Below are 20,224 nucleotides of genomic sequence, written 5' to 3' on the forward strand. Positions count from 1 at the left end.
ACACCCCGTGTTTTTAAAAAACGTTTTTTCATCATGGAGCATCGCCGTGGAGACCAAATTCTCTCAACGACTTTCAAGCCTTTCCGATGGGGATATTTCGGCCATTATTCAGATGGCTTGGGAAGATCGGACGGCCTTTGAGACCATTCAGGAGCGCATGGGATGGTCAGAAGCGGATGTCATTCGCCTCATGCGGCACGAGCTTCAGCCCAACTCTTTTCGCTTGTGGCGCAAGCGCATGAAAGGGCGAACCACCAAGCATCGGGCCCTGAGAAGCCCGGAAATGAACTTCGATGACCGCTTGGTGGCAGATCATCGACGGGCCAATTGTTGAGGCAAGGCGCTTTTACAACATTTTGGTCAACGCCGCCTGCAGATGCTCAGAGGGCAAGCGTTTGAAGCCCGAACGCGCAAAGCGCTGCAAGCGCCCTTGCATGAAAGCCACCAGCAAAGAGGCGGCAACTTGTGCATCGGCTGTCGGCGTGGGCGAATCACTGGTTTTAAGCGATTGACGCAGCTGCGCTTCGATCTTGTCAAACAGCAAGTTGATGCGCTCTTGCAAGCGCTCATGCTCCAGCACCAGGGCATCGCCAATCATCACGCGGCTCATGCCCGGATTTTTTTCGGCAAACTGCAACAACAAGGCCACGATGCGGCTCGCTTGCAAAGGGCCTGCGGCCTCGCGATCTGTCACCTGCCGAATCAGGCCGATCACCGACTGGTCGACAAAATCAATCAAGCCTTCGAACATCTGCGCTTTGCTGGCAAAGTGCCGGTACAAAGCCGCTTCGCTCACGCCAATCTTGGCGGCCAGGCTGGCCGTGGTCACGCGTTCGGCCCCGGGTTGCTCCAGCATGGATGCCAGCGTTTGCAAAATTTGCAAGCGCCTCTCGCCCGGACGTGGGCGCTTGCGTGCAGGCGTGGCGTCGTCTTCTGAATAACGCTCGCCCGCTGTGTCTGGCTCACCCATGTCTGCCCCTTTATTCAAGCCTGTAGCTGCTGCGCTGTGTGTCGACATCAGCGGCTGCGGATCATGGTGCCGAACGCTTGTTCAGACAGCACTTCCAGCAGCATGGCGTGGGGCACACGGCCGTCGATGATGTGCACCGCGTTCACACCGCTCTTGGCGGCATCGAGCGCGCCCGCGATCTTGGGAATCATGCCGCCGCTGATGGTGCCGTCGGCGCACAACTCGTCGATGCGGCTGGGCGTCAGTTCGGTTAACAGTTCACCCTGCTTGTCCAGCACGCCACGGATGTTGGTGAGCATGAGCAACTTTTCGGCTTGCAGCACGGTGGCTAGCTTGGCAGCCACCACATCGGCGTTGATGTTGTAGCTTTCATTATTGACACCAAAACCGATGGGGCTGACCACGGGAATGAAAGCATCGTCTTGCAAGCAAGTGAGGATCGAGGGGTCGATGCTTTCGATCTCGCCGACCTGACCCACATCGTGCTCTTTGGTTGGGTCTTGGCTGTCCACCAAGCGCAGTTTTTTGGCACGAATCAAGCCCCCATCACGGCCTGTCAGGCCCACCGCTTTGCCGCCTGCGCGGTTGATCATGCCCACGATGTCTTGCTGCACCTCGCCGCCCAAGACCCATTCGACCACTTCCATTGTCTCTGCATCGGTCACGCGCATGCCTTGAATGAACTCGCCCTTTTTGCCCAAACGCTTCAAGGCCGTTTCAATTTGCGGGCCACCACCGTGCACCACCACCGGGTTCATGCCCACCAGCTTGAGCAGCACCACGTCTTCGGCAAATGCTTGCTGCAAAGCCGGGTCGGTCATGGCATTGCCGCCATATTTGATGACCAACGTTTTGCCATGGAACTTGCGGATGTAAGGCATGGCCTGCGCCAGGATCTGGGCTTGGTCATGCGGAGCAACAGTGGGGGCGACGGTAGGGGCTGCAGTGTGGTCGGTCATGGTGCGTAACGAAGTTTCAAAAATATGGTTCAACAGTCCGAAGGGATTGTGCCGCAAGCCCGTGACGATTCAGAGTATCTCGGCCAGCATGCGGTCAACGCCTTGCTGCCAAGGGGGCAGCACCAAACCAAAGGCATGTTGCAGTTTGTGGGTGTTCAAACGTGAGTTCAATGGGCGCTTGGCGGGTGTGGGGAAAGCCGTGGTGGGCACGGGTGCGATCTCGCTGACTTTCAAGCCACCATCGGGCTCAAGCTTTCGGGCTTGCGCGATCACATGACTGGCGTAGCCGTGCCAGGTGGTTTCGCCAGCGGCCACCAAATGGTAAATACCCGCCAGCGCGGTCTGCTGAAGGGCACTGCGGATCGCGTGTGCCGTCACATCGGCAATCAAATCAGCCCCCGTGGGTGCGCCGTATTGGTCGTCAATCACCGTCAGGCGTTCGCGTTCACCGGCCAGGCGCAACATGGTTTTGGCAAAGTTACCGCCCCGCGCGGCATAGACCCAGCTGGTGCGAAAAATCAAATGCTTGCAGCCAGTGGCGACGATGGCTTGCTCGCCTTCCAGCTTGGTCTGGCCATACACGCTCAGCGGGCCGGTGGTATCGCCTTCTTGCCAGGGCTGATCGCCCTGACCGTTGAACACATAGTCGGTCGAGTAATGCACCAGCCAGGCACCGACTTGGGCCGCCGCTTGCGCCAATGCGGCGGGCGCGGTGGCATTGAGGCCTCTGGCCAGTTCAGGTTCACCCTCGGCTTTGTCCACCGCGGTGTGCGCGGCGGCATTGACGATCACGTCGGGGCGGTAAGCCAAAACAGTTTGAGCCAAGCGCGCTGGCTGGCTCAAATCGCCGCAAAAATCGGTGCTGTGTCGGTCCAGCGCCAGCACCTCGCCCAGCGGGGCCAGGCTGCGTTGCAGCTCCCAGCCCACCTGGCCGTTTTTGCCCAGCAGCAAGATTTTCATGAGGCGCTGTATTGTTTTTGCACCCACTCGCGGTAGGCTCCGCTTTGCACATGGGCCACCCATTCGGGGTTGGCCAAGTACCACTCCACCGTCTTGCGGATGCCGCTCTCAAAGGTCTCGGCAGGCTTCCAGCCCAGCTCGGCTTCGAGTTTGCGGGCGTCGATCGCGTAGCGGCGGTCATGGCCAGGGCGGTCGGTGACGTAGGTGATCTGGCTGGCGTAGCTGCCATCGGCTTTGGGGCGCATTTCGTCGAGCAGCTTGCAGATGGTTTGCACGATCTCGATGTTGGGCTTCTCGTTCCAACCGCCCACGTTATAAACCTCCCCCAAGCGCCCGGCTTCGAGCACGCGGCGGATGGCGCTGCAGTGGTCTTTGACGTAAAGCCAGTCGCGAATTTGCATGCCGTCGCCATACACCGGCAAGGGCTTGCCTGCCAGGGCATTGACGATCATCAGCGGGATGAGTTTTTCTGGAAAGTGATACGGGCCGTAGTTGTTGCTGCAGTTGGTGGTGAGCACCGGCAGGCCGTAGGTGTGGTGCCAGGCGCGGACCAAATGGTCGGATGCGGCTTTGCTGGCGCTGTAAGGGCTGTTGGGCTCGTAGCGGTGCGTTTCGGCAAAAGCAGGGTCGCCTTTGGCCAGCGAGCCATACACCTCGTCGGTAGAGACGTGCAAAAAGCGGAACGCTGTTTGTGTCAGCGCTTTGTCATCCCCGCAAACGCGGGGATCCATCTCCCCTTTGGGCAAAGCCTGCCAATACCCACGCACCGACTCCAGCAAATTGAAGGTGCCCACGATGTTGGTCTCGATGAATTCGCCCGGGCCATGGATGGAGCGGTCCACATGGCTTTCGGCGGCAAAGTTGACCACGGCACGCGGCCTGTGCTCGACCAGCAAGCGGCTGACCAAGGCCGCATCGCCAATGTCGCCCTGCACCCACTGGTGGCGGGCATCGCCTTGCAGGCTTGCCAGGGTTTCGGGGTTGCCCGCGTAGGTGAGCTTGTCGAGGTTGATCACAGGCTCATCGCAAGCGGCCAGCCAGTCAAGGACAAAGTTGGCACCAATGAAGCCGGCACCGCCGGTGACGAGAATGGTCATGAGGATGAGGGAAAGTGGGCACTACGGGACGTTGCGCCTCAATTTCGTGATTCTAGAAGCATTGCACAGGCACGCAGGTTAAAGTGGCAGCCTGTTCAGGAAGTTCACCATGGCCAAATCAGACGACTCTTCACGCGACAAAGCAACAACCAAGTCTCAACCAGACAGTCAAACCCCGCCAGCCCAGCATGTGTGGCTTGCGGGCTTGGGGGCCATGGCCAAAGCCCAAGAGCAAGGCAGCAAAGCCATTGAAGCGCTGGTGAACGACGGTCTGGCTTTTCAGCGCAAAAGCCAGGCAGAAGCGCAGCAACGTCTGCATGAAGCCACCGAACGTTTGAGCCACATGGCGAGTGATTTTGGCCAGCAAGCCTCGGGGCGTGTGGACAAACTGGAGCACTTGTTTGAAGACCGCGTGGCCAAGGCCTTGCACCGTTTGGGCATGCCCACCTTGCTGGACATTCAGATTCTGAACGACCGCGTTGCACAACTCGAAGCGCAGCTTGCGGCATTGTCCGGCGCCGAGACACGCAAGCCCGCTTCGGCCCCAGCCAAGGCCAAAGCGGCAGCGCCCCGAAAATCGGCCACGGCCACAGCACCGACCAAGGGCGCCAAGACGACCAAGTCTGCGAAGACGGCCAAAAAATCGGCTTGACTGACCCGAACAGCCCTCCGTCATGGCCAAAAAAGCACCCCGCCGCACCGCCGAGCGCATTGCCGAGGTCACGCTGGAACTGTTCAACCGGTTTGGCGAGCCCAATGTCTCAACGACGCTGATCTCGGCTGAACTCAACATCAGTCCTGGCAATTTGTACTACCACTTCGCGTCCAAAGACGCCCTGGTCAACCGCTTGTTTGACCAGTACGAAGTGGCCATGCTGGGGCTACTGGATGCGGCACCCGATGTGCAAGACATCGAAGACGCCTGGTTTTTTCTGCACTCGCTGTTTGAGCAGGTCTGGAACCACCGTTTTTTGTACCGCGACCTGAACAACCTGTTGTCGGGCAATCGTCACCTCGAAACGCATTTTCACGCGGTGCTGGAACGCAAAACCCATGCTTTCAGATTGATGCTGGAGTCGTTGGCCGCCGCGGAACTGATGCGCATCGACCCGGACAGCATCGAAACCCTCTCGGCCAGCATGTCGGTGATGGTCACGTATTGGCTGAGCTATGAATATGTGCGCAACCCACGACAAGCCTTGGAGCCCGCCAGCGCCGGGCTGGCCCTGACCCGTGGCGCACAGCATGTGCTGGCACTGTTAACACCTTACATGGCAAGCCCCGATTTGCAAAGCCATCTGCAAGGTTTGACAGCCGCTTACAGCGCAGCTGAACGCTGAACGACACACGCCGCTGTCAAGCGTAACGCTGGGCAGCCATGGCCAGCAGGCCGTCAAAAATCAGGTTGTCCACCAATTCAAATTGCAGCGACATGCTGGGCGCCATTTTCCAGCCCGCACCACCCGTCATGATGCACACGGGCTCTTGCCTGGTGTGTTCGCGCAGGTGCTGCACCATGCGCTCGCATGCCCCGGCAATGGCGTAAGTGCCACCGCTGGTCAGGGCATCGCTGGTGTTGGTCGGGAAAGGTGTCACCTCTCCGGTCGGCACATGCAAGCCGGCCGTGCCGGACTCGAGCGCCCGCAGCATGATGCCGTGGCCCGGCAAGATCAAGCCCCCCAAGAATCGGCCCTCGGCATCGATCGCCTCGACCGTCACAGCCGTGCCCACCATGACCACCACCAAGGGGCTCGGCTCGCCACCGACTGCCAACATGCGCTGGCGAGCGCCGATCATGGCCACCCAGCGGTCAGCCCCCAAGCGGCTAGGGTGGTCGTAACCATTCGTCAGGCCGGCCTCGGCAACGCTGGGCACCACCCAATTGGGGGTGATGTCCCAAATCTCCAACTGCTCTTGCACCCGACGCTTGATGGCATCGCCCGCCACCACGCAGCCCAGCATCTGATCCGGCTCGGCCAAACCAGCCCAAGGGCCTTCGGCCAAGCGGTCGATGTTTTCCAGAAACTCCGCGCCATGGGCCAGCAAAGCGGCATCTGGGTGGGGCCGCTCGTAGAGCGCCCATTTGAGCCGGGTGTTGCCGACGTCAAGTGCTAAAAAAGTCATGGCAGCATGATAATGACTTTCATGCCCTCCCGACCTCATGACATTCCCCACCTGAGCGCTCAGGCGCTGTCCCAAGCCATCCACCAAAAACAGGTGTCCTGCCGCGAGGTCATGACCGCCACGCTGACGCAGATTGACCGGCTCAACCCGGACAGCAACGCGATTGTCAGCCGCGTTCCGCACGACCTGCTGCTGCAACAAGCCGACGAACGCGATGCGCAATTGGCGCGTGACCAATCGATGGGCTGGATGCACGGCATGCCACAGGCCATCAAAGATCTGAGCCATGCACAAGGCCTGCGGACCACACTGGGCTCGCCGCTGATGAAAGACTTTGTGGCCAGCGAAGACGGCCTGATGGCGCAGCGCATGAAAGCCGCAGGCGCCATCGTGATTGGCAAAACCAACACCCCCGAGTTTGGCCTGGGCTCGCACACCTTCAACGAAGTGTTTGGCCCCACCCGCAACGCTTGGGACCCGAGCAAATCAGCGGGTGGCAGCAGTGGCGGTGCAGCCGTTGCACTGGCGCAGCGCATGTTGCCCGTGGCCGATGGTTCTGACTTCATGGGCAGCTTGCGCAACCCCGCAGGCTGGAACCACGTGTTTGGCCTGCGCCCCTCTCAAGGCCGCGTGCCCATGTGGCCCGCGCAAGATGTTTTCTTGGCCCAACTGGGCACCGAAGGCCCGATGGCGCGGCATGTGCGCGACCTGGCCCTGTTGCTGTCAACGCAAGCGGGGCCGCACGCTAAAAACCCCTTGAGCTTGACGCAAGACCCCGCCGTTTTTGCAGGCCCATTGAACAGCGACTCGACAGACCAGCGCATCGGTTGGCTGGGCAACCTGCAGGGCTATTTGCCCATGGAAGAAGGCATTCTAGAGCTGTGCCAATCGGCCCTGAACCGTTTTTCGGGCATGGGCTGCACCGTAGACGAAGCGGTGTTGGGCATGCCGCCCGAGCAGATTTGGCAGGCCTGGCTGGTGTGGCGTCAGGCCCTGGTCGGACCGCGTGTCGCGCCCTTTTTAGTCAAGCCTGCCAACCGCGCCCACATCAAACCCGAAGCCCTTTGGGAGCACGACCAGTCGCTCACCCTGAACGGCGCGCAGCTCATGTCGGCCAGTGCCAGCCGCACGCGCTTTTACCAAAGCATGTTGCAACTGTTTGAAAAGTTTGATGTGCTGGCCATTCCGGTGGCGCAGGTTTGGCCATTTGATGTGCACATGCGCTGGCCACAAAACATAGCAGGCCAAGCCATGGACACTTACCACCGCTGGATGGAAGTGGTGATTTACGCCACCTTTGCGGGCTTGCCGTCGATCAGCGTGCCTGCAGGCTTTGGGGCCAATGGCTTGCCCATGGGTTTGGCCCTGATCGGCAAACCGCAAGGGGATCTTGACTTGCTGAAACTGGCCCACGCCTACGAAATGGCCAATCAGGACATGATCGCCATGCGCCCCGAAGGCACTTAAGACATGGATCCCGGGTCTTCGCCCGGGATGACAAACCCCTTCAGGCCACGCCCGTACAGTCACCCAGAACGTGATCCGTCTTTGTCATCCCAGCTGGCTTTCTTTTGCCACCCACGCACCTTTTTTTGTCACCCCCGCACCCCTTTTTTGTCACCCCCGACCAGATCGGGGGTCCATCTCCCCGACTTTCAGGTGGCGGCCATGCGGGTCCAGCCCGTCAAGTCCAGCGAAGCCAGCGCCATGATCTTGGCCGAATCGACCAGCTCCTGAATGCCCACGTATTCGTCGGGCTGGTGCGCCAGGTCGAGGATGCCGGGGCCGTAAGCGATGCAGTCTTGCAGCTTGCCTGTGCGCACGATGTGCTTTTGGTCATAGGTGCCGGGGCTGGCAATGTAGCTCGGCTCTCGCCCCAACACCCGCGCAATGGCACGGGCTGTGGCATCCACCACGGGCGCGTCTTTGGGCGTGGCGGTGGGCACAAAACTCATGATGTCGCGAATGCCGTACTCAAAGCCTGGCCGCGTGCGCTTGAGCTCGTCAAGCATGTCGATGATTTCCTGCTTGACGGCTTCGAGGTTTTCTTCGGCGATGAACCGGCGGTCCAGCACCGTGCGGCAGCTGTGTGCCACCACCGGTGCGGGCGTTTGCGCCGTAGGCCAGCCACGCGCGTCGTTGGCATAGTGCTGCTCCACCTGACCGCCGTGGATGCTGTTGATGTTGAGGGTGCTCACACGTGCGCCCGGTGGCTCCACCGGTTCGGCAGTGTGGCGGCCTTGCAGGCGTGGCTGCAACTGCGTCTCCAGCAAATGGATGAAGGCACTCATGTGGTTGATGGCACTGTCGCCCAAAAACGGCATGGAGCCATGCGCGATGCGCCCCCGCGTCTCCACCTCGCCCCACCACACACCCCGGTGCCCTAAGCAAATGCGGTCCACCCCCAAAGGCTCGGGAATGATCACATGGTGCACACGCGGTTTGCTGAAGTAACCGCGCTCGGCCAAATAGCCCACGCCCGCAAAGCCGCCAGATTCTTCGTCCACGGTGCCGCTGATCTCCAGCGCTCCGGGAATCGGCAGCCCAGACTCGATCAAGGCTTCGCAGGCGATGATGCTGGCCGCCAAGCCGCCCTTCATGTCGCAGCTGCCACGGCCATACACGCGCCCGTGGGCCACTTGCCCACCAAAGGGCTCATAGGTCCAGCCCGGCCCGGCCTCCACCACGTCGATGTGGCTGTTGAAATGCACGCACTCGCCCGGCGCCCGCCCTTGCCAGCGCGCCACCACATTGGTGCGCGGGTGGCTGTCGCTGTCGCCCGGCGCGCCTATGGCCCGAACATATTCGACCGCAAAGCCTTTTTTGGCCAGCCGTTCTCCGATGAAATGGGCACACGCTTCATAAGCGTCACCCGGCGGGTTGACGGTGGGGATGCGCACCAGGTCTTGCGTGAGGGCGGTCACCTCTTCGCGTTTGGCTTCGATGCGGTCCAACAGCTTTTGCACAGGTGAATTCATGGCGGCGGTCGATCAATTTTGCTGCCAAGGCAAGCCGCGAAAGCGCCAACCGCCCGTCAAACCACGGTGCGCATTGCCGTCCGGATCGCCCTCAAAACCTTCCAAAATGTTGTAAGCCTCTAGCCCCAGCTCGTTGGCCCGCTGCGCCGCAGCAATCGAACGCACGCCGCTTCGGCACAGCAGCACCAGCTTTTTACCGCCAGCGCCCAGGGCCTGCACGCCCGCGTCAAACGCCGGGTTCATCGCCATGCCGGGCCACTGCTTCCAGGCCAACGCATGGGCACCGGGCACAAAGCCCACCCAGGCACGCTCAGCATCGCTGCGCACATCCACCAGTTCGGCCTCGCCCGACTGGACCCAGGCCCAGGCCAAATCGGGGCTGATGTCACCGGCATAGCCAGTCGCAGGCTGCACGCCGGACGGGGATGGGGTTTGAGGCGCATTCATGGGCTGGTCCTGTCGGTTTGAATCGGGCTTGAATGATAGCTTTTTAGGTCTCTTCGCCCTGACAAGGGGCCGTCAGTGACAGGAAAGCCGCTACCGGATAAGATGCGGGTCTTGATTGACGTTTACGTCAACGTCAACCGTACAAACCAAGAGACAACCATGACCGACCTGTCTGCTGAATTCAAAGCCCTGGCCGAATACCGCCCCACCAACAAAGTGCGTTTTGTCACCGCCGCCAGCCTGTTTGACGGGCACGACGCGGCCATCAACATCATGCGGCGCATCCTGCAAAGCATGGGCACCGAAGTCATCCACCTGGGCCACAACCGATCGGTCGACGAAGTGGTGACCGCCGCACTGCAAGAAGACGCGCAAGGCATCGCCATCAGCTCTTACCAGGGCGGGCACAACGAATACTTCAGCTACATGGTGGATTTGCTGAAGGCGCGAGGCGGTGAGCACATCAAGGTGTTTGGCGGCGGCGGGGGCGTGATCGTGCCGTCTGAAATTCGCGCACTGGCAGAAAAAGGCGTGCGCATTTTCAGCCCCGAAGACGGCCAGAAGATGGGCCTGGCCGGGATGATCGGCGAGATGGTGATGCGTTGCGACCAAGACGTGAGCCCGCTGGCACCGAAAGACGTGAGCGCCATTCAGGGTCACGGCGAGATGAACTGGCATGCCCTGGCGCAGCTGATCACCGCTTTGGAGAACGACAAGGCCGCCGCCAGCGTGGTCCAAGCGGTGCGCGAACAAGCGGCACAAAAGCAGGTGCCTGTGCTGGGCATCACCGGCACTGGCGGTGCGGGCAAGTCTTCGCTGACCGACGAGCTGATCCGCCGTCTGCGCTTGGACCAGAACGACGCGCTGCGCGTGGCCGTGATCTCTATCGACCCATCCCGCCGCAAGAGCGGTGGCGCGTTGCTGGGCGACCGCATCCGCATGAACGCCATCAGCCCTTGGTCTCAAGGCCCACGCGTGTTCATGCGCTCACTGGCCACGCGAGACTTTGGCAGCGAAATCTCAGCCGCCCTGCCCGATGTGATCGCGGCTTGCAAGGTGGCCGGCTTTGATGTGATCGTGGTCGAAACCTCGGGCATTGGCCAAGGCGACGCGGCCATCGTGCCGCACGTTGATGTGCCCATGTATGTGATGACGCCCGAGTTTGGCGCGGCCAGCCAGCTCGAAAAAATCGACATGCTGGATTTTGCCGAGTTTGTTGCCATCAACAAGTTCGACCGCAAAGGGGCCAGCGATGCCCTGCGCGATGTGGCCAAGCAGGTGCAGCGCAACAAAGAAGCCTGGACCGTGCCGACCGAGCAGATGCCGGTGTTTGGCACCATGGCCGCCCGCTTCAACGACGACGGCGTAACGGCGCTTTATCAGGCTCTCAAAACACGTCTGGCCGAACTGGGCATGCCGACCACCGAAGGTCGTTTGCCCGTGGTGAGTGTGCGTCACAGCACCCACCAAAACCCGGTCGTGCCTTCAGCGCGGACACGCTATCTGGCCGAGATCAGCGACACGGTGCGTGGCTACAAAAAACGCGCCATCGACCAGTCGCGTCTGGCCCGTGAGATTCAGCAACTGCGTGCTGCAGCCCGCATGCTCGAAGTGGGTAAGGCCGGTCGCGCCAAGGCCGCCGAAGCCGCGCTGGACTTGGCCGTGAGCCGCGAACAAACCCAAGACCCGACCGCACGCAAACTGCTGGCCCAATGGCCCGACATGCAAAAAGCCTACGCGGGCGACGAGTATGTAGTGAAGATTCGCGACAAAGAAATTCGCACCGCGCTCACCACCAAGAGCTTGAGCGGCACCACCATCCGCAAGGTCGCACTGCCTCAGTACGAAGACGACGGTGAAGTGCTCAAGTGGCTGATGCTGGACAACGTGCCCGGCAGCTACCCTTACACCGCAGGCACCTTTGCCTTCAAGCGCGAGGGCGAAGACCCCACCCGCATGTTCGCGGGTGAAGGCGACCCCTTCCGCACCAACCGCCGCTTCAAACTGGTGAGCGAAGGCTTGCCCGCAAAACGCCTGTCAACCGCCTTCGACTCGGTCACGCTTTACGGCAACGACCCCGACCTGCGCCCCGACATCTACGGCAAGATCGGCAACTCGGGCGTGAACGTGGCCACGCTGGACGACATGAAGGTGCTCTATTCGGGCTTTGACCTGTGCAACCCGACGACCAGCGTGTCGATGACGATCAATGGCCCTGCGCCGTCCATCTTGGCCATGTTCATGAACACGGCGATCGACCAGAACATCGACAAGTTCAAAACTGAAAATGGCCGCGAGCCCACCGACACCGAGACCGCCAAGATCAAGGAATGGGTGCTGGCCAATGTGCGCGGCACGGTGCAGGCCGACATTTTGAAAGAAGACCAGGGCCAAAACACCTGCATCTTCTCGACCGAGTTTTCGCTCAAGGTCATGGGCGACATCGCGCAGTATTTTGTGCACCACGACGTGCGCAACTTTTACTCGGTGTCCATCAGCGGTTACCACATCGCTGAAGCCGGGGCCAACCCGATCAGCCAACTGGCCTTCACGCTGTCCAACGGCTTCACTTTTGTGGAAGCGTATCTGGCGCGTGGCATGCACATCGACGACTTCGCGCCCAACTTGAGCTTCTTCTTCAGCAACGGCATGGACCCGGAATACACCGTGCTCGGCCGCGTGGCGCGCCGCATCTGGGCCGTGGCCATGAAGGAGAAATACGGCGCGAACGAACGCAGCCAAAAGCTCAAGTACCACATCCAAACCTCGGGCCGAAGCTTGCACGCGCAAGAGATCCAGTTCAACGACATCCGCACCACGCTGCAAGCGCTGATCGCGATCTACGACAACTGCAACAGCTTGCACACCAATGCTTTTGACGAAGCCATCACCACGCCCACCGAAGACTCGGTGCGCCGCGCGATGGCGATCCAGATGATCATCAACCGCGAATGGGGCCTGGCCAAAAACGAGAACCCGAGCCAAGGCGCTTTCATCATCGAAGAGCTGACCGAGTTGCTCGAAGAAGCCGTGCTGGCCGAGTTTGAAAAAATCGCCGAGCGTGGCGGTGTGCTGGGTGCGATGGAAACCGGCTACCAGCGTGGCAAGATCCAAGACGAATCGATGCATTACGAAATGCTCAAGCACACAGGCGAACTGCCCATCATCGGTGTCAACACCTTCCGCAACCCCAAGGGCGACGAAGTGATGGAAACGCTGGAACTGGCCCGCTCGACCGAAGAAGAAAAGCAGTCGCAGTTGCAACGATTGACGGACTTCCACACACTGCACGCCAAAGAATCCCCGGCGATGCTCAAACGCCTGCAACAAGCCGTGATCGACAACGGCAATGTGTTCGAGGTGCTGATGGATGCGGTGCGGGTGTGCTCGCTGGGTCAGATCACCAATGCCTTGTTCGAGGTGGGTGGACAGTACCGGCGCAACATGTGAACGCCCCGTGTCAGGGCTGAAGCCACCCACCTCTCAAGGTGTCTTGTGGGTCGGCGGCTTTGGCCCCAACGAGCCGAGATTTGTAGATCCATGTATTTACAAGTCACCGGGCATTTGCTAGGATGTACATGTACATCCAGCAATGAAAGGTCTGACATGGCCAACACCAAACTGTTCAAAAACGGCAACTCGCAAGCCGTACGTATTCCGGCCGAGCTGGCTTACGGCAGCTGGGACATCGAGCTCGACATCGAACGCATCGGTGACGAGTTGCGCATTCGACCAGCCCGTAAGCGCATGGGCGATGTCATGGGCAAGCTGGCTCAGTTCTCGCCTGACTTCATGAGCGAAGGTCGGGCACTCAACATCGAAGGCGAGCGCGAGGCCTTATGAAAGCCAAGTACATGCTGGACACCAATATCTGCATTTACCTGATGAAGCATCAGCCGCCGCAAGTTCAAGCGCGTTTTGCAGACTGTTTTGTCGGGGATGTGGTGATGTCGGCCATCACATTGGCCGAACTGGAGTTCGGCGTGGCTTGCTCGGGGGAGGCGCAAGCCCGAAACCAGGCGTTGCTTGACAGCTTGCTTGAGGACATCTTGGCAGTCCCTTTTGATGCCCGTGCGGCGCGCAGCTACGGCCCGATGCGTGCAGCCCACCGCGAGCGCAACAAAGATGCCCTGGACAAGCTGATCGCCTCTCACGCTTTGTCGCTGGGGGTGACGCTGGTCACCAACAACGAAGCCGACTTCCGTGACTTTGCCGGACTGACCGTCGAAAACTGGGTCAACAACCACTGATTATCCGAAGGCTGATGCACCCGGCCATAACCGGAAAAACCGTCATGCGGCTTGTGCACAATGGGGTCATGCAAAGACCCACTCCTTTCATCGCCCCCGAAGTGTTTGACAACGCCGATGCCGCCCTGGCGCGGGTTCAGGCCATTTATGACCAAAGCCTGAGCCACCTGCGCGATGCGATGCGCCGCTATGTGGCCGGTGAACCGATGGCCGACAAGGTGCGCGCCTGCTACCCTTTTGTGCGGCTGCAGACCACCACCGGCTGGGTGCCCCCCAAGAGCCTAGAGGCCGAATGGCTGAGTTATGGTTTTGTGGCGACCGCTGGGCGTTACGAAACCACGCTGACGCGCCCTGACCTTTTTGCCGTGTACCTGCGCCAGCAGTTCGCCCTGTTGCTGGCCAACCATGGCGTAGCGCTTGAAGTGGGCACCAGTCAGTTGCCGATACCGGTGCATTTTTCATTTGCCGAAAACGACCACATTGAGGGCGAGATGAACGCCGAGCGCCGCAGCCAAATGCGCGAGGTGTTTGACCTGCCCGATCTGACGGCCATGGACGATGGCATTGCCAACGGCACCTACGAGCCTGCGCCCGGCCAGCCCGCGCCGCTGTCGCTGTTCACCGCACCGCGCATCGACTATTCCTTGCACCGGCTGCGCCACTACTGCGGCACCAACCCGGTGCACTTTCAAAACTTTGTGCTGTTCACCAACTACCAGTTTTACATCGACGAATTCATTGCGCTGGGCCATGCCGAAATGGCCAAAGCCGACAGCCCTTATGTGGCGTTTGTGGAGCCGGGCAATGTGGTCACGCGGCGAGTGGGCCTGTATGCCGAACCTGAGGATGCGCTGGGCCAAACGCCACCACGCCTGCCGCAGATGCCGGGCTACCACCTGGTGCGCGAAGACCACAGCGGCATCACCATGGTCAACATCGGCGTGGGGCCGGCCAATGCCAAAACCATCACCGACCACATCGCGGTGCTGCGCCCACACAGTTGGCTGATGCTGGGCCATTGCGCCGGGCTGCGCACCACGCAAGAGCTGGGCGACTATGTGCTGGCCCACGCCTATGTGCGCGAAGACCATGTGCTGGACGAAGAACTGCCCTTGTGGGTGCCGATTCCAGCGCTGGCCGAAATTCAGGTGGCGCTCGAACGTGCCGTGTCCGAAGTCACGGGTTGCCATGGGGCGGACCTCAAACGCCTGATGCGTACCGGCACGGTGGCCAGCACCGACAACCGCAACTGGGAGCTGCTGCCCGACAACACGCCCCAACGCCGCTTCAGCCAGAGCCGTGCCGTCGCGCTCGACATGGAAAGCGCCACCATCGCGGCCAATGGCTTCCGGTTTCGAGTGCCCTACGGCACCTTGCTGTGCGTGAGCGACAAGCCGCTGCACGGCGAGATCAAGCTGCCCGGCATGGCCAACCACTTTTACCGCGAGCGGGTGAATCAGCACCTGCAAATCGGCATCCGCGCCCTCGAATTGCTGCGTGCGGCAGGTCCGGCCCAACTGCACAGCCGCAAACTGCGCAGCTTTGCTGAAGTGGCGTTCCAGTAAAACGTGCCCATTTACGCCTGCATCAGACACCTGAAAGACCGCAGGGACAAAGCCTCAACCCTAAAATGACATGATGAAAATACTGTTCGTCGCCGATCCCCTTGAGTCTTTCAAAATCTACAAGGACACCACGTTCTCCATGATGCGCGAGGCGCAAAAGCGTGGCCACCAAGTCGCGGCCTGCGAGATGACCGATGTGCGTTGGCAACAAGGGGAAGTGGTATCAGCCCGGGTGCGTGAGATCCACCTGACAGGCGAGCCCACAGCCTGGTTTAACGAAACAGGCACAGGCCGCGCCGCACTCAAAGACTTTGACGCCGTGGTCATGCGCAAGGACCCGCCTTTTGACAGTGAATACTTTTACGCCACCCATTTGCTGAGTCAGGCCGAGCGCGAAGGGGCCAAGGTCTTCAACAGCCCGGCGGCGCTGCGCAACCACCCCGAGAAGCTGGCGATATTGGAGTTCCCTCAGTTCATTGCGCCCACGCTGGTCACCCGCAACGAGGCCGACATCCGCGCATTCCACGCCAGCCACGGCGACATCATCTTGAAGCCCTTGGACGGCATGGGCGGCATGGGCATCTTCAAGGTCGGCGCAGACGGTTTGAACCTGGGCGCGATCATCGAAACGCTCAATCGCGATGGCCAGCAAACCGTGATGGTGCAAAAGTTTTTGCCCGGCATCGCCCAAGGCGACAAGCGGGTGTTGCTGATCGGTGGCAAGCCGGTGCCGTTTTGCTTGGCCCGGATTCCCCAAGGCGGTGAAGTGCGCGGCAATTTGGCCGCTGGTGGCAAGGGCGTGGCCCAGCCCATCTCTGCGCGCGACCGTGAAATTGCTGAGGCCTTGGGGCCGATCTTGTTCGCACGGGGCTTGATGCTGGTGGGCTTGGACATCATCGGCGACAGCCTGACCGAGATCAACGTGACCAGCCCGACTTGCTTTCAGGAAATCACCGACCAGATGGGCTGCGATGTGGCGGCCCTGTTCATGGACGCGGTGGAAGCCGCGCTGTAAGCGCTGCGCCTTGAAGCCCACACACTTTGTTTTAGACCTGCGCTTTCAGATCCCCGTCTTCAAAGGTGTAAACCCGGCCCGGCTCAAACGCGACCCAGGCTTCATCGGTGGTCAGCGGGGCGGTCACCACCACAGCCACCCGATCGCTGTCACGGGTGTGGTCGGCAAAGTTCACACTCAGGTCCTCATCACTCAAAGTCGCTTGCGTGAAAGGGTGACGGCGCAGCACGTAATGCAGCTGGGTGCTGGCATGCGCCCACAGCGCTTGGCCGTTCGACAACAAAAAGTTGAAGGTGCCAAACCGGGCGATTTGTGGCACAAGTTCGCGCAAAGTCAATGTCAACTCTGTCACGCTGGGTACGCTGGCGTGTGACTTGGCCAGCTCTTGCATGAGCCAGCAAAACGCGCGTTCGCTGTCGGTCTGACCCACCGGCTTGAAGCTGCCATGCAAATGCGGCGCGTAGTCCACCAAATTGCCGTTGTGTGCAAAGACCCAATAACGGCCCCACAGCTCACGCACAAACGGGTGGCAGTTTTCCAGGCTCACCTCGCCTTGCGTGGCTTTGCGGATGTGGGCAATGACGTTGCGGCTTTGGATGGGATAACGGCGAATCAACTCGGCAATGGGTGAGCTGCTGGCGCTTTGGTGGTCCACAAAGTGGCGCACGCCCTGCCCTTCAAAAAAGGCGATGCCCCAGCCGTCCCCGTGGTGGTCGGTGATGCCGCCGCGCTGCGCAAACCCGCTGAAGCTGAAGGTCACGTCGGTGGGGGTGTTGCAGTTCATGCCGAGCAGTTGGCACATGGTTCAGTCTTTCTTGAGGGCTGTGCTGGACTCGCCCATTTTCCGGGCGACCAACGGGGCACACAGCTTGCAAAGGCCTTGGAGCAAGGTCATGTGTTGTCACCATCCAATTTACCTTTTGACGCCCTAGCACACGCCGCGCAAATGCAGGCCTTGTTGCGCGCAGCTTCGGGCACCTGCTTCAGCAACTCGGCACTGAAGTGCCCACGCGTGCACCAGCACGGCCCGGGCGCTGCAGCAACGGCAACGGCAACGGCAACGGCAACGGCACCGGCTGTGGTCGCAGGCGTGGCCATGACGCAGGCATTGGACTGTCCGCACAAAGGGCAGAGGCAAGGGTCAACGGCAGGCAAGGAAAAGTTCATGGGATGGGGTCAGCATTTTGGGTCAAATGAGGGCTGATGCAAGGATTCATAGCCGGACGGCAAAGGGAGGGCTCAGTCTGGGCGCTGCCTGCGACGCTGCGCATCACGCCACAGGCGAATGGCCAGCACCCCCATGGGCGCGTTGTGCAAGAAAAAATCAAAGATGTCGATGGGCTTGCTCAAATGACCCTCGGTGAGCATGCGCCACTTTTCGACCAAGTGCGGCTCGGGCACAAAAGGTGCGCCCGCCAGATAAACGGCGATGGCCACCAACCAAAGCATGGGAATTCGGTCTATCCAGCGCATCGCACTCTCCAAAAAACCCTATTTTCAGGCATGCCCGGCACAGCAAGGCATGACCCACAGCAAAACGGCTCCCGAAGGAGCCGTTTTTTCAAGTGTTAGACCGTGTCCGGTCTGGCCCATTTCAGGCGGCCTTGACCTTCAAGCGCCAGGCGTGCAGCAGTGGCTCTGTGTAACCGCTCGGTTGCGCTTTGCCTTTGAAGACCAGATCGCAAGCGGCTTTGTAGGCGGCCGACTTGGCAAAGTTGCCTGCCATGGGCTGGTAAGCCGCATCACCGGCGTTTTGTGCGTCCACCACGGCGGCCATGCGCTCCATGGTTTGTTTGACTTGCTTTTCGCTCACCACGCCATGGTGCATCCAGTTGGCCATGTGCTGGCTCGAAATGCGCAAGGTGGCGCGGTCTTCCATCAGGCCCACGCCATTGATGTCGGGCACCTTCGAGCAACCGACGCCTTGGTCAACCCAGCGCACCACATAACCCAAGATGCCTTGGGCGTTGTTGTCGAGCTCCTTTTGCTTGTCTTCTTCAGACCAGTTGGCGGCGTCTTTGGCCACCACAGGGAACTGCAGCAACTGGTTCAGGGTTTCGTCGCGCAGCACTTTGGCGTCTTGCTTGGCCACCGCCTTTTCCATTTGCTTTTGCAGCGCGGGCACGTCGACCTGGTGGTAGTGCATGGCGTGCAGTGTGGCGGCCGTCGGGCTTGGCACCCAAGCGGTGTTGGCACCGGCCAAGGGGTGACCAATCTTGGCCTTGAGCATGTCGGCCATCAGGTCGGGCATGGCCCACATGCCTTTGCCAATCTGGGCGCGTCCGCGCAGACCGCAAGCCAGGCCCACGTTGACGTTGTTCTTTTCATAGGCGCCCAGCCACACGCTGTTTTTGATGTCGCCCTTGCGCATGACGGGGCCGGCCAGCATGCAGGTGTGCATTTCGTCGCCGGTGCGGTCGAGGAAGCCGGTGTTGATGAAGGCAACGCGGCTCTTGGCGGCGGCAATGCAGGCCTTGAGGTTGGCGCTGGTGCGGCGCTCTTCGTCCATGATGCCCAGCTTGACGGTGGACGGCTTCATGCCAATCACCTTTTCGACACGGCCAAACAACTCGTCGGCAAAGGCCACTTCGGCGGGGCCGTGCATTTTGGGCTTGACGATGTAGACGCTGCCTGTGCGGCTATTGCGCAGCGGGTGCGACGATTTTTTCTGCAAGTCGACCAAGGCGCAGGTCACAGTGACCATGGCGTCGAGGATGCCCTCGGGGATCTCTTTCATGCTGCCGTCAGCGGCTTTGTAGAGGATGGCGGGGTTGGTCATCAAGTGACCGACGTTGCGCACAAACATGAGCGAGCGGCCATGCAAAGACACCGTGCCTTTGCCTGCGGGCTTGGTGTACTCGCGGTCAGCATTCATGGTGCGGGTGAAGGTCTTGCCGCCCTTTTGCACTTCTTCGCTCAAGGTGCCTTGCAAGATGCCCAGCCAGTTGGCGTAGGCCAGCACTTTGTCGTCGGCATCCACAGCGGCCACAGAATCTTCCAAATCCAAGATGGTGGACAAGGCGCTTTCGGCAATCAGATCGGACACGCCCGCCGGATCGGTCTTGCCGATGGCGGTGGACTTGTTGATTTGCAAGTCGAGGTGAATGCCGTTGTGCACGAACAGCACCGAAGCGGGGGCCTTGGCATCGCCGGTGTAACCCACAAATTGCTTGGCATCGGCCAAGGTGGTGTTCTTGCCGTTGGCCAGCGTCACCACCAGTTTGCCGGCCTTGACCGCGTAGCCTTGGCTGCCCACGTGCGAGCCGGTCTTCAGGGGGGCGGTGCGGTCGAGCACGTTGCGGCAATAGTCGATGACTTTGGCGCCGCGCTTGGGGTTGTAGCCCGAGCCTTTTTCGCAACCATCGGCCTCAGAAATGGCGTCGGTGCCGTACAGCGCGTCGTACAAGCTGCCCCAACGGGCGTTGGCGGCGTTCAGAGCGTAGCGGGCGTTCAAAATCGGCACCACCAGCTGAGGGCCAGCCAGCTTGGCCAGCTCGGCGTCCACATTGGCGGTGGTGGCCTGCGCGTTCTTGGGCTCGGGCACCAAATAGCCGATTTGGCTCAGGTATTTGCGGTAGGCCTTCATGGCCTTGCCTTCGCTGACCGGGCCGGGGTTGGCGCTGTGCCATTCGTCCATGGCGGTCTGGATGCGGTCACGCTCGGCCAGCAACGCGATGTTTTTCGGTGCCAGATCGGCCACGATGTCGTTGAAGCCTTTCCAGAACTTGTCTTGGTCCACGCCTGTGGCGGGCAGCATTTGGTCGTTGATAAAACTCAGCAAGGGATTGGCCACTTGCAGGTGATGGATCGCGGTGCGTGCAGTCATGAAAACCTCTGGGGTCTGGTCAAAAAATTCGGG

At 60.5% G+C, this 20,224-nt stretch carries 20 protein-coding genes; 9 read left to right on the forward strand and 11 right to left on the reverse strand.

What is annotated here, in order from left to right; genetic code table 11:
- The first annotated feature begins 46 nt into the window (after positions 1 to 46).
- Entirely contained in the window at positions 47 to 334 is a 288-nt protein-coding gene (locus BN3544_RS14435) for a TIGR03643 family protein (protein WP_255356245.1), read from the forward strand.
- A 12-nt stretch (positions 335 to 346) separates the two neighbouring features.
- Here the strand turns inward: BN3544_RS14435 and slmA are convergent, their stop codons facing one another.
- The 4 genes from slmA to rfbB form a co-directional block, all read right to left on the reverse strand.
- On the reverse strand, positions 347 to 970 hold the full coding sequence (gene slmA / locus BN3544_RS07475; RefSeq protein ID WP_019430797.1) for a nucleoid occlusion factor SlmA: 624 nt from the start codon (positions 968 to 970) through the stop codon (positions 347 to 349).
- Positions 971 to 1,017: 47 nt separating this feature from the next.
- Positions 1,018 to 1,929, reverse strand: a complete 912-nt coding sequence (gene argB / locus BN3544_RS07480; RefSeq protein ID WP_019430798.1) for an acetylglutamate kinase — start codon at positions 1,927 to 1,929, stop codon at positions 1,018 to 1,020.
- Positions 1,930 to 1,998: 69 nt separating this feature from the next.
- Positions 1,999 to 2,889, reverse strand: coding sequence for a dTDP-4-dehydrorhamnose reductase (gene rfbD / locus BN3544_RS07485; protein ID WP_019430799.1), 891 nt, complete (start codon positions 2,887 to 2,889; stop codon positions 1,999 to 2,001).
- On the reverse strand, positions 2,886 to 3,986 hold the full coding sequence (gene rfbB, locus BN3544_RS07490; RefSeq protein WP_019430800.1) for a dTDP-glucose 4,6-dehydratase: 1,101 nt from the start codon (positions 3,984 to 3,986) through the stop codon (positions 2,886 to 2,888). The genes rfbD and rfbB overlap by 4 nt, the downstream gene beginning before the upstream one ends.
- 109 nt (positions 3,987 to 4,095) lie before the next feature.
- Between rfbB and BN3544_RS07495 the strand changes: the two genes are divergently transcribed.
- Complete coding sequence (locus BN3544_RS07495) at positions 4,096 to 4,638, forward strand: phasin family protein (protein WP_019430801.1); 543 nt, start codon at positions 4,096 to 4,098, stop codon at positions 4,636 to 4,638.
- 22 nt (positions 4,639 to 4,660) lie between these two features.
- Entirely contained in the window at positions 4,661 to 5,326 is a 666-nt protein-coding gene (locus tag BN3544_RS07500) for a TetR/AcrR family transcriptional regulator (protein WP_019430802.1), read from the forward strand.
- 16 nt (positions 5,327 to 5,342) lie between these two features.
- Here the strand turns inward: BN3544_RS07500 and BN3544_RS07505 are convergent, their stop codons facing one another.
- Positions 5,343 to 6,110 carry a type III pantothenate kinase gene (locus BN3544_RS07505; RefSeq protein ID WP_019430803.1) on the reverse strand — a complete coding sequence of 256 codons (768 nt, stop codon included), beginning with the start codon at positions 6,108 to 6,110 and terminating at the stop codon, positions 5,343 to 5,345.
- Positions 6,111 to 6,131: 21 nt separating this feature from the next.
- On the opposite strand from BN3544_RS07505, the gene BN3544_RS07510 reads away from it, so the two are divergent.
- Positions 6,132 to 7,577: an amidase gene (locus tag BN3544_RS07510; RefSeq protein WP_155820554.1), complete on the forward strand. Its 1,446-nt coding sequence runs from the start codon at positions 6,132 to 6,134 to the stop codon at positions 7,575 to 7,577.
- A gap of 188 nt (positions 7,578 to 7,765) precedes the next feature.
- On the opposite strand, the gene BN3544_RS07515 is transcribed toward BN3544_RS07510, so the two are convergent.
- Together BN3544_RS07515 and BN3544_RS07520 are read right to left on the reverse strand one after the other, a co-directional pair.
- Positions 7,766 to 9,088, reverse strand: a complete 1,323-nt coding sequence (locus BN3544_RS07515) for an acetylornithine deacetylase/succinyl-diaminopimelate desuccinylase family protein (protein WP_019430805.1) — start codon at positions 9,086 to 9,088, stop codon at positions 7,766 to 7,768.
- Positions 9,089 to 9,100: 12 nt separating this feature from the next.
- Positions 9,101 to 9,535 carry a rhodanese-like domain-containing protein gene (locus tag BN3544_RS07520; protein ID WP_019430806.1) on the reverse strand — a complete coding sequence of 145 codons (435 nt, stop codon included), beginning with the start codon at positions 9,533 to 9,535 and terminating at the stop codon, positions 9,101 to 9,103.
- A gap of 159 nt (positions 9,536 to 9,694) precedes the next feature.
- Here BN3544_RS07520 and icmF point away from each other — a divergent pair, with 159 nt between their 5' ends.
- From icmF to gshB, 5 genes are all read left to right on the forward strand, one after another.
- Complete coding sequence (gene icmF, locus BN3544_RS07525) at positions 9,695 to 12,985, forward strand: fused isobutyryl-CoA mutase/GTPase IcmF (RefSeq protein WP_019430807.1); 3,291 nt, start codon at positions 9,695 to 9,697, stop codon at positions 12,983 to 12,985.
- A gap of 156 nt (positions 12,986 to 13,141) precedes the next feature.
- Positions 13,142 to 13,378, forward strand: a complete 237-nt coding sequence (locus tag BN3544_RS07530) for an antitoxin (protein ID WP_019430808.1) — start codon at positions 13,142 to 13,144, stop codon at positions 13,376 to 13,378.
- Entirely contained in the window at positions 13,375 to 13,785 is a 411-nt protein-coding gene (locus BN3544_RS07535; RefSeq protein WP_019430809.1) for a type II toxin-antitoxin system VapC family toxin, read from the forward strand. Before BN3544_RS07530 ends, BN3544_RS07535 begins: the two co-directional genes overlap by 4 nt.
- Before the next feature lie 68 nt (positions 13,786 to 13,853).
- A complete protein-coding gene (locus BN3544_RS07540) occupies positions 13,854 to 15,350 on the forward strand; it encodes an AMP nucleosidase (RefSeq protein WP_019430810.1) in 1,497 nt (498 codons plus the stop codon).
- A 73-nt stretch (positions 15,351 to 15,423) separates the two neighbouring features.
- Positions 15,424 to 16,365 carry a glutathione synthase gene (gene gshB, locus BN3544_RS07545; protein ID WP_026036800.1) on the forward strand — a complete coding sequence of 314 codons (942 nt, stop codon included), beginning with the start codon at positions 15,424 to 15,426 and terminating at the stop codon, positions 16,363 to 16,365.
- 31 nt (positions 16,366 to 16,396) lie between these two features.
- Here the strand turns inward: gshB and BN3544_RS07550 are convergent, their stop codons facing one another.
- The 4 genes from BN3544_RS07550 to BN3544_RS07565 all read right to left on the reverse strand — a co-directional run bounded on the left by BN3544_RS07550 (position 16,397) and on the right by BN3544_RS07565 (position 20,191).
- The gene (locus BN3544_RS07550; RefSeq protein WP_019430812.1) at positions 16,397 to 17,167 is read right to left on the reverse strand and encodes a class II glutamine amidotransferase; all 771 of its coding nucleotides are present in this window, start codon (positions 17,165 to 17,167) and stop codon (positions 16,397 to 16,399) included.
- Positions 17,168 to 17,256: 89 nt separating this feature from the next.
- Complete coding sequence (locus tag BN3544_RS07555) at positions 17,257 to 17,532, reverse strand: cysteine-rich CWC family protein (RefSeq protein ID WP_019430814.1); 276 nt, start codon at positions 17,530 to 17,532, stop codon at positions 17,257 to 17,259.
- A 72-nt stretch (positions 17,533 to 17,604) separates the two neighbouring features.
- Positions 17,605 to 17,838: a hypothetical protein gene (locus BN3544_RS07560; RefSeq protein WP_050999115.1), complete on the reverse strand. Its 234-nt coding sequence runs from the start codon at positions 17,836 to 17,838 to the stop codon at positions 17,605 to 17,607.
- A 121-nt stretch (positions 17,839 to 17,959) separates the two neighbouring features.
- The gene (locus BN3544_RS07565) at positions 17,960 to 20,191 is read right to left on the reverse strand and encodes a malate synthase G (protein WP_026036802.1); all 2,232 of its coding nucleotides are present in this window, start codon (positions 20,189 to 20,191) and stop codon (positions 17,960 to 17,962) included.
- Positions 20,192 to 20,224: the final 33 nt, after the last annotated feature.

It is taken from the genome of Limnohabitans sp. Rim47, assembly GCF_001517545.1.
GTDB lineage: Bacteria > Pseudomonadota > Gammaproteobacteria > Burkholderiales > Burkholderiaceae_C > Limnohabitans_A.

Bases quoted from the DNA above. Each gene is read 5' to 3' on its own strand.
- slmA (WP_019430797.1), bottom strand. From the start codon at position 970: ATGGGTGAGCCAGACACAGCGGGCGAGCGTTATTCAGAAGACGACGCC.
- argB (WP_019430798.1), bottom strand. From the start codon at position 1,929: ATGACCGACCACACTGCAGCCCCTACCGTCGCCCCCACTGTTGCTCCG.
- rfbD (WP_019430799.1), bottom strand. From the start codon at position 2,889: ATGAAAATCTTGCTGCTGGGCAAAAACGGCCAGGTGGGCTGGGAGCTG.
- rfbB (WP_019430800.1), bottom strand. From the start codon at position 3,986: ATGACCATTCTCGTCACCGGCGGTGCCGGCTTCATTGGTGCCAACTTT.
- BN3544_RS07495 (WP_019430801.1), top strand. From the start codon at position 4,096: ATGGCCAAATCAGACGACTCTTCACGCGACAAAGCAACAACCAAGTCT.
- BN3544_RS07500 (WP_019430802.1), top strand. From the start codon at position 4,661: ATGGCCAAAAAAGCACCCCGCCGCACCGCCGAGCGCATTGCCGAGGTC.
- BN3544_RS07505 (WP_019430803.1), bottom strand. From the start codon at position 6,110: ATGACTTTTTTAGCACTTGACGTCGGCAACACCCGGCTCAAATGGGCG.
- BN3544_RS07510 (WP_155820554.1), top strand. From the start codon at position 6,132: ATGCCCTCCCGACCTCATGACATTCCCCACCTGAGCGCTCAGGCGCTG.
- BN3544_RS07515 (WP_019430805.1), bottom strand. From the start codon at position 9,088: ATGAATTCACCTGTGCAAAAGCTGTTGGACCGCATCGAAGCCAAACGC.
- BN3544_RS07520 (WP_019430806.1), bottom strand. From the start codon at position 9,535: ATGAATGCGCCTCAAACCCCATCCCCGTCCGGCGTGCAGCCTGCGACT.
- icmF (WP_019430807.1), top strand. From the start codon at position 9,695: ATGACCGACCTGTCTGCTGAATTCAAAGCCCTGGCCGAATACCGCCCC.
- BN3544_RS07530 (WP_019430808.1), top strand. From the start codon at position 13,142: ATGGCCAACACCAAACTGTTCAAAAACGGCAACTCGCAAGCCGTACGT.
- BN3544_RS07535 (WP_019430809.1), top strand. From the start codon at position 13,375: ATGAAAGCCAAGTACATGCTGGACACCAATATCTGCATTTACCTGATG.
- BN3544_RS07540 (WP_019430810.1), top strand. From the start codon at position 13,854: ATGCAAAGACCCACTCCTTTCATCGCCCCCGAAGTGTTTGACAACGCC.
- gshB (WP_026036800.1), top strand. From the start codon at position 15,424: ATGAAAATACTGTTCGTCGCCGATCCCCTTGAGTCTTTCAAAATCTAC.
- BN3544_RS07550 (WP_019430812.1), bottom strand. From the start codon at position 17,167: ATGTGCCAACTGCTCGGCATGAACTGCAACACCCCCACCGACGTGACC.
- BN3544_RS07555 (WP_019430814.1), bottom strand. From the start codon at position 17,532: ATGAACTTTTCCTTGCCTGCCGTTGACCCTTGCCTCTGCCCTTTGTGC.
- BN3544_RS07560 (WP_050999115.1), bottom strand. From the start codon at position 17,838: ATGCGCTGGATAGACCGAATTCCCATGCTTTGGTTGGTGGCCATCGCC.
- BN3544_RS07565 (WP_026036802.1), bottom strand. From the start codon at position 20,191: ATGACTGCACGCACCGCGATCCATCACCTGCAAGTGGCCAATCCCTTG.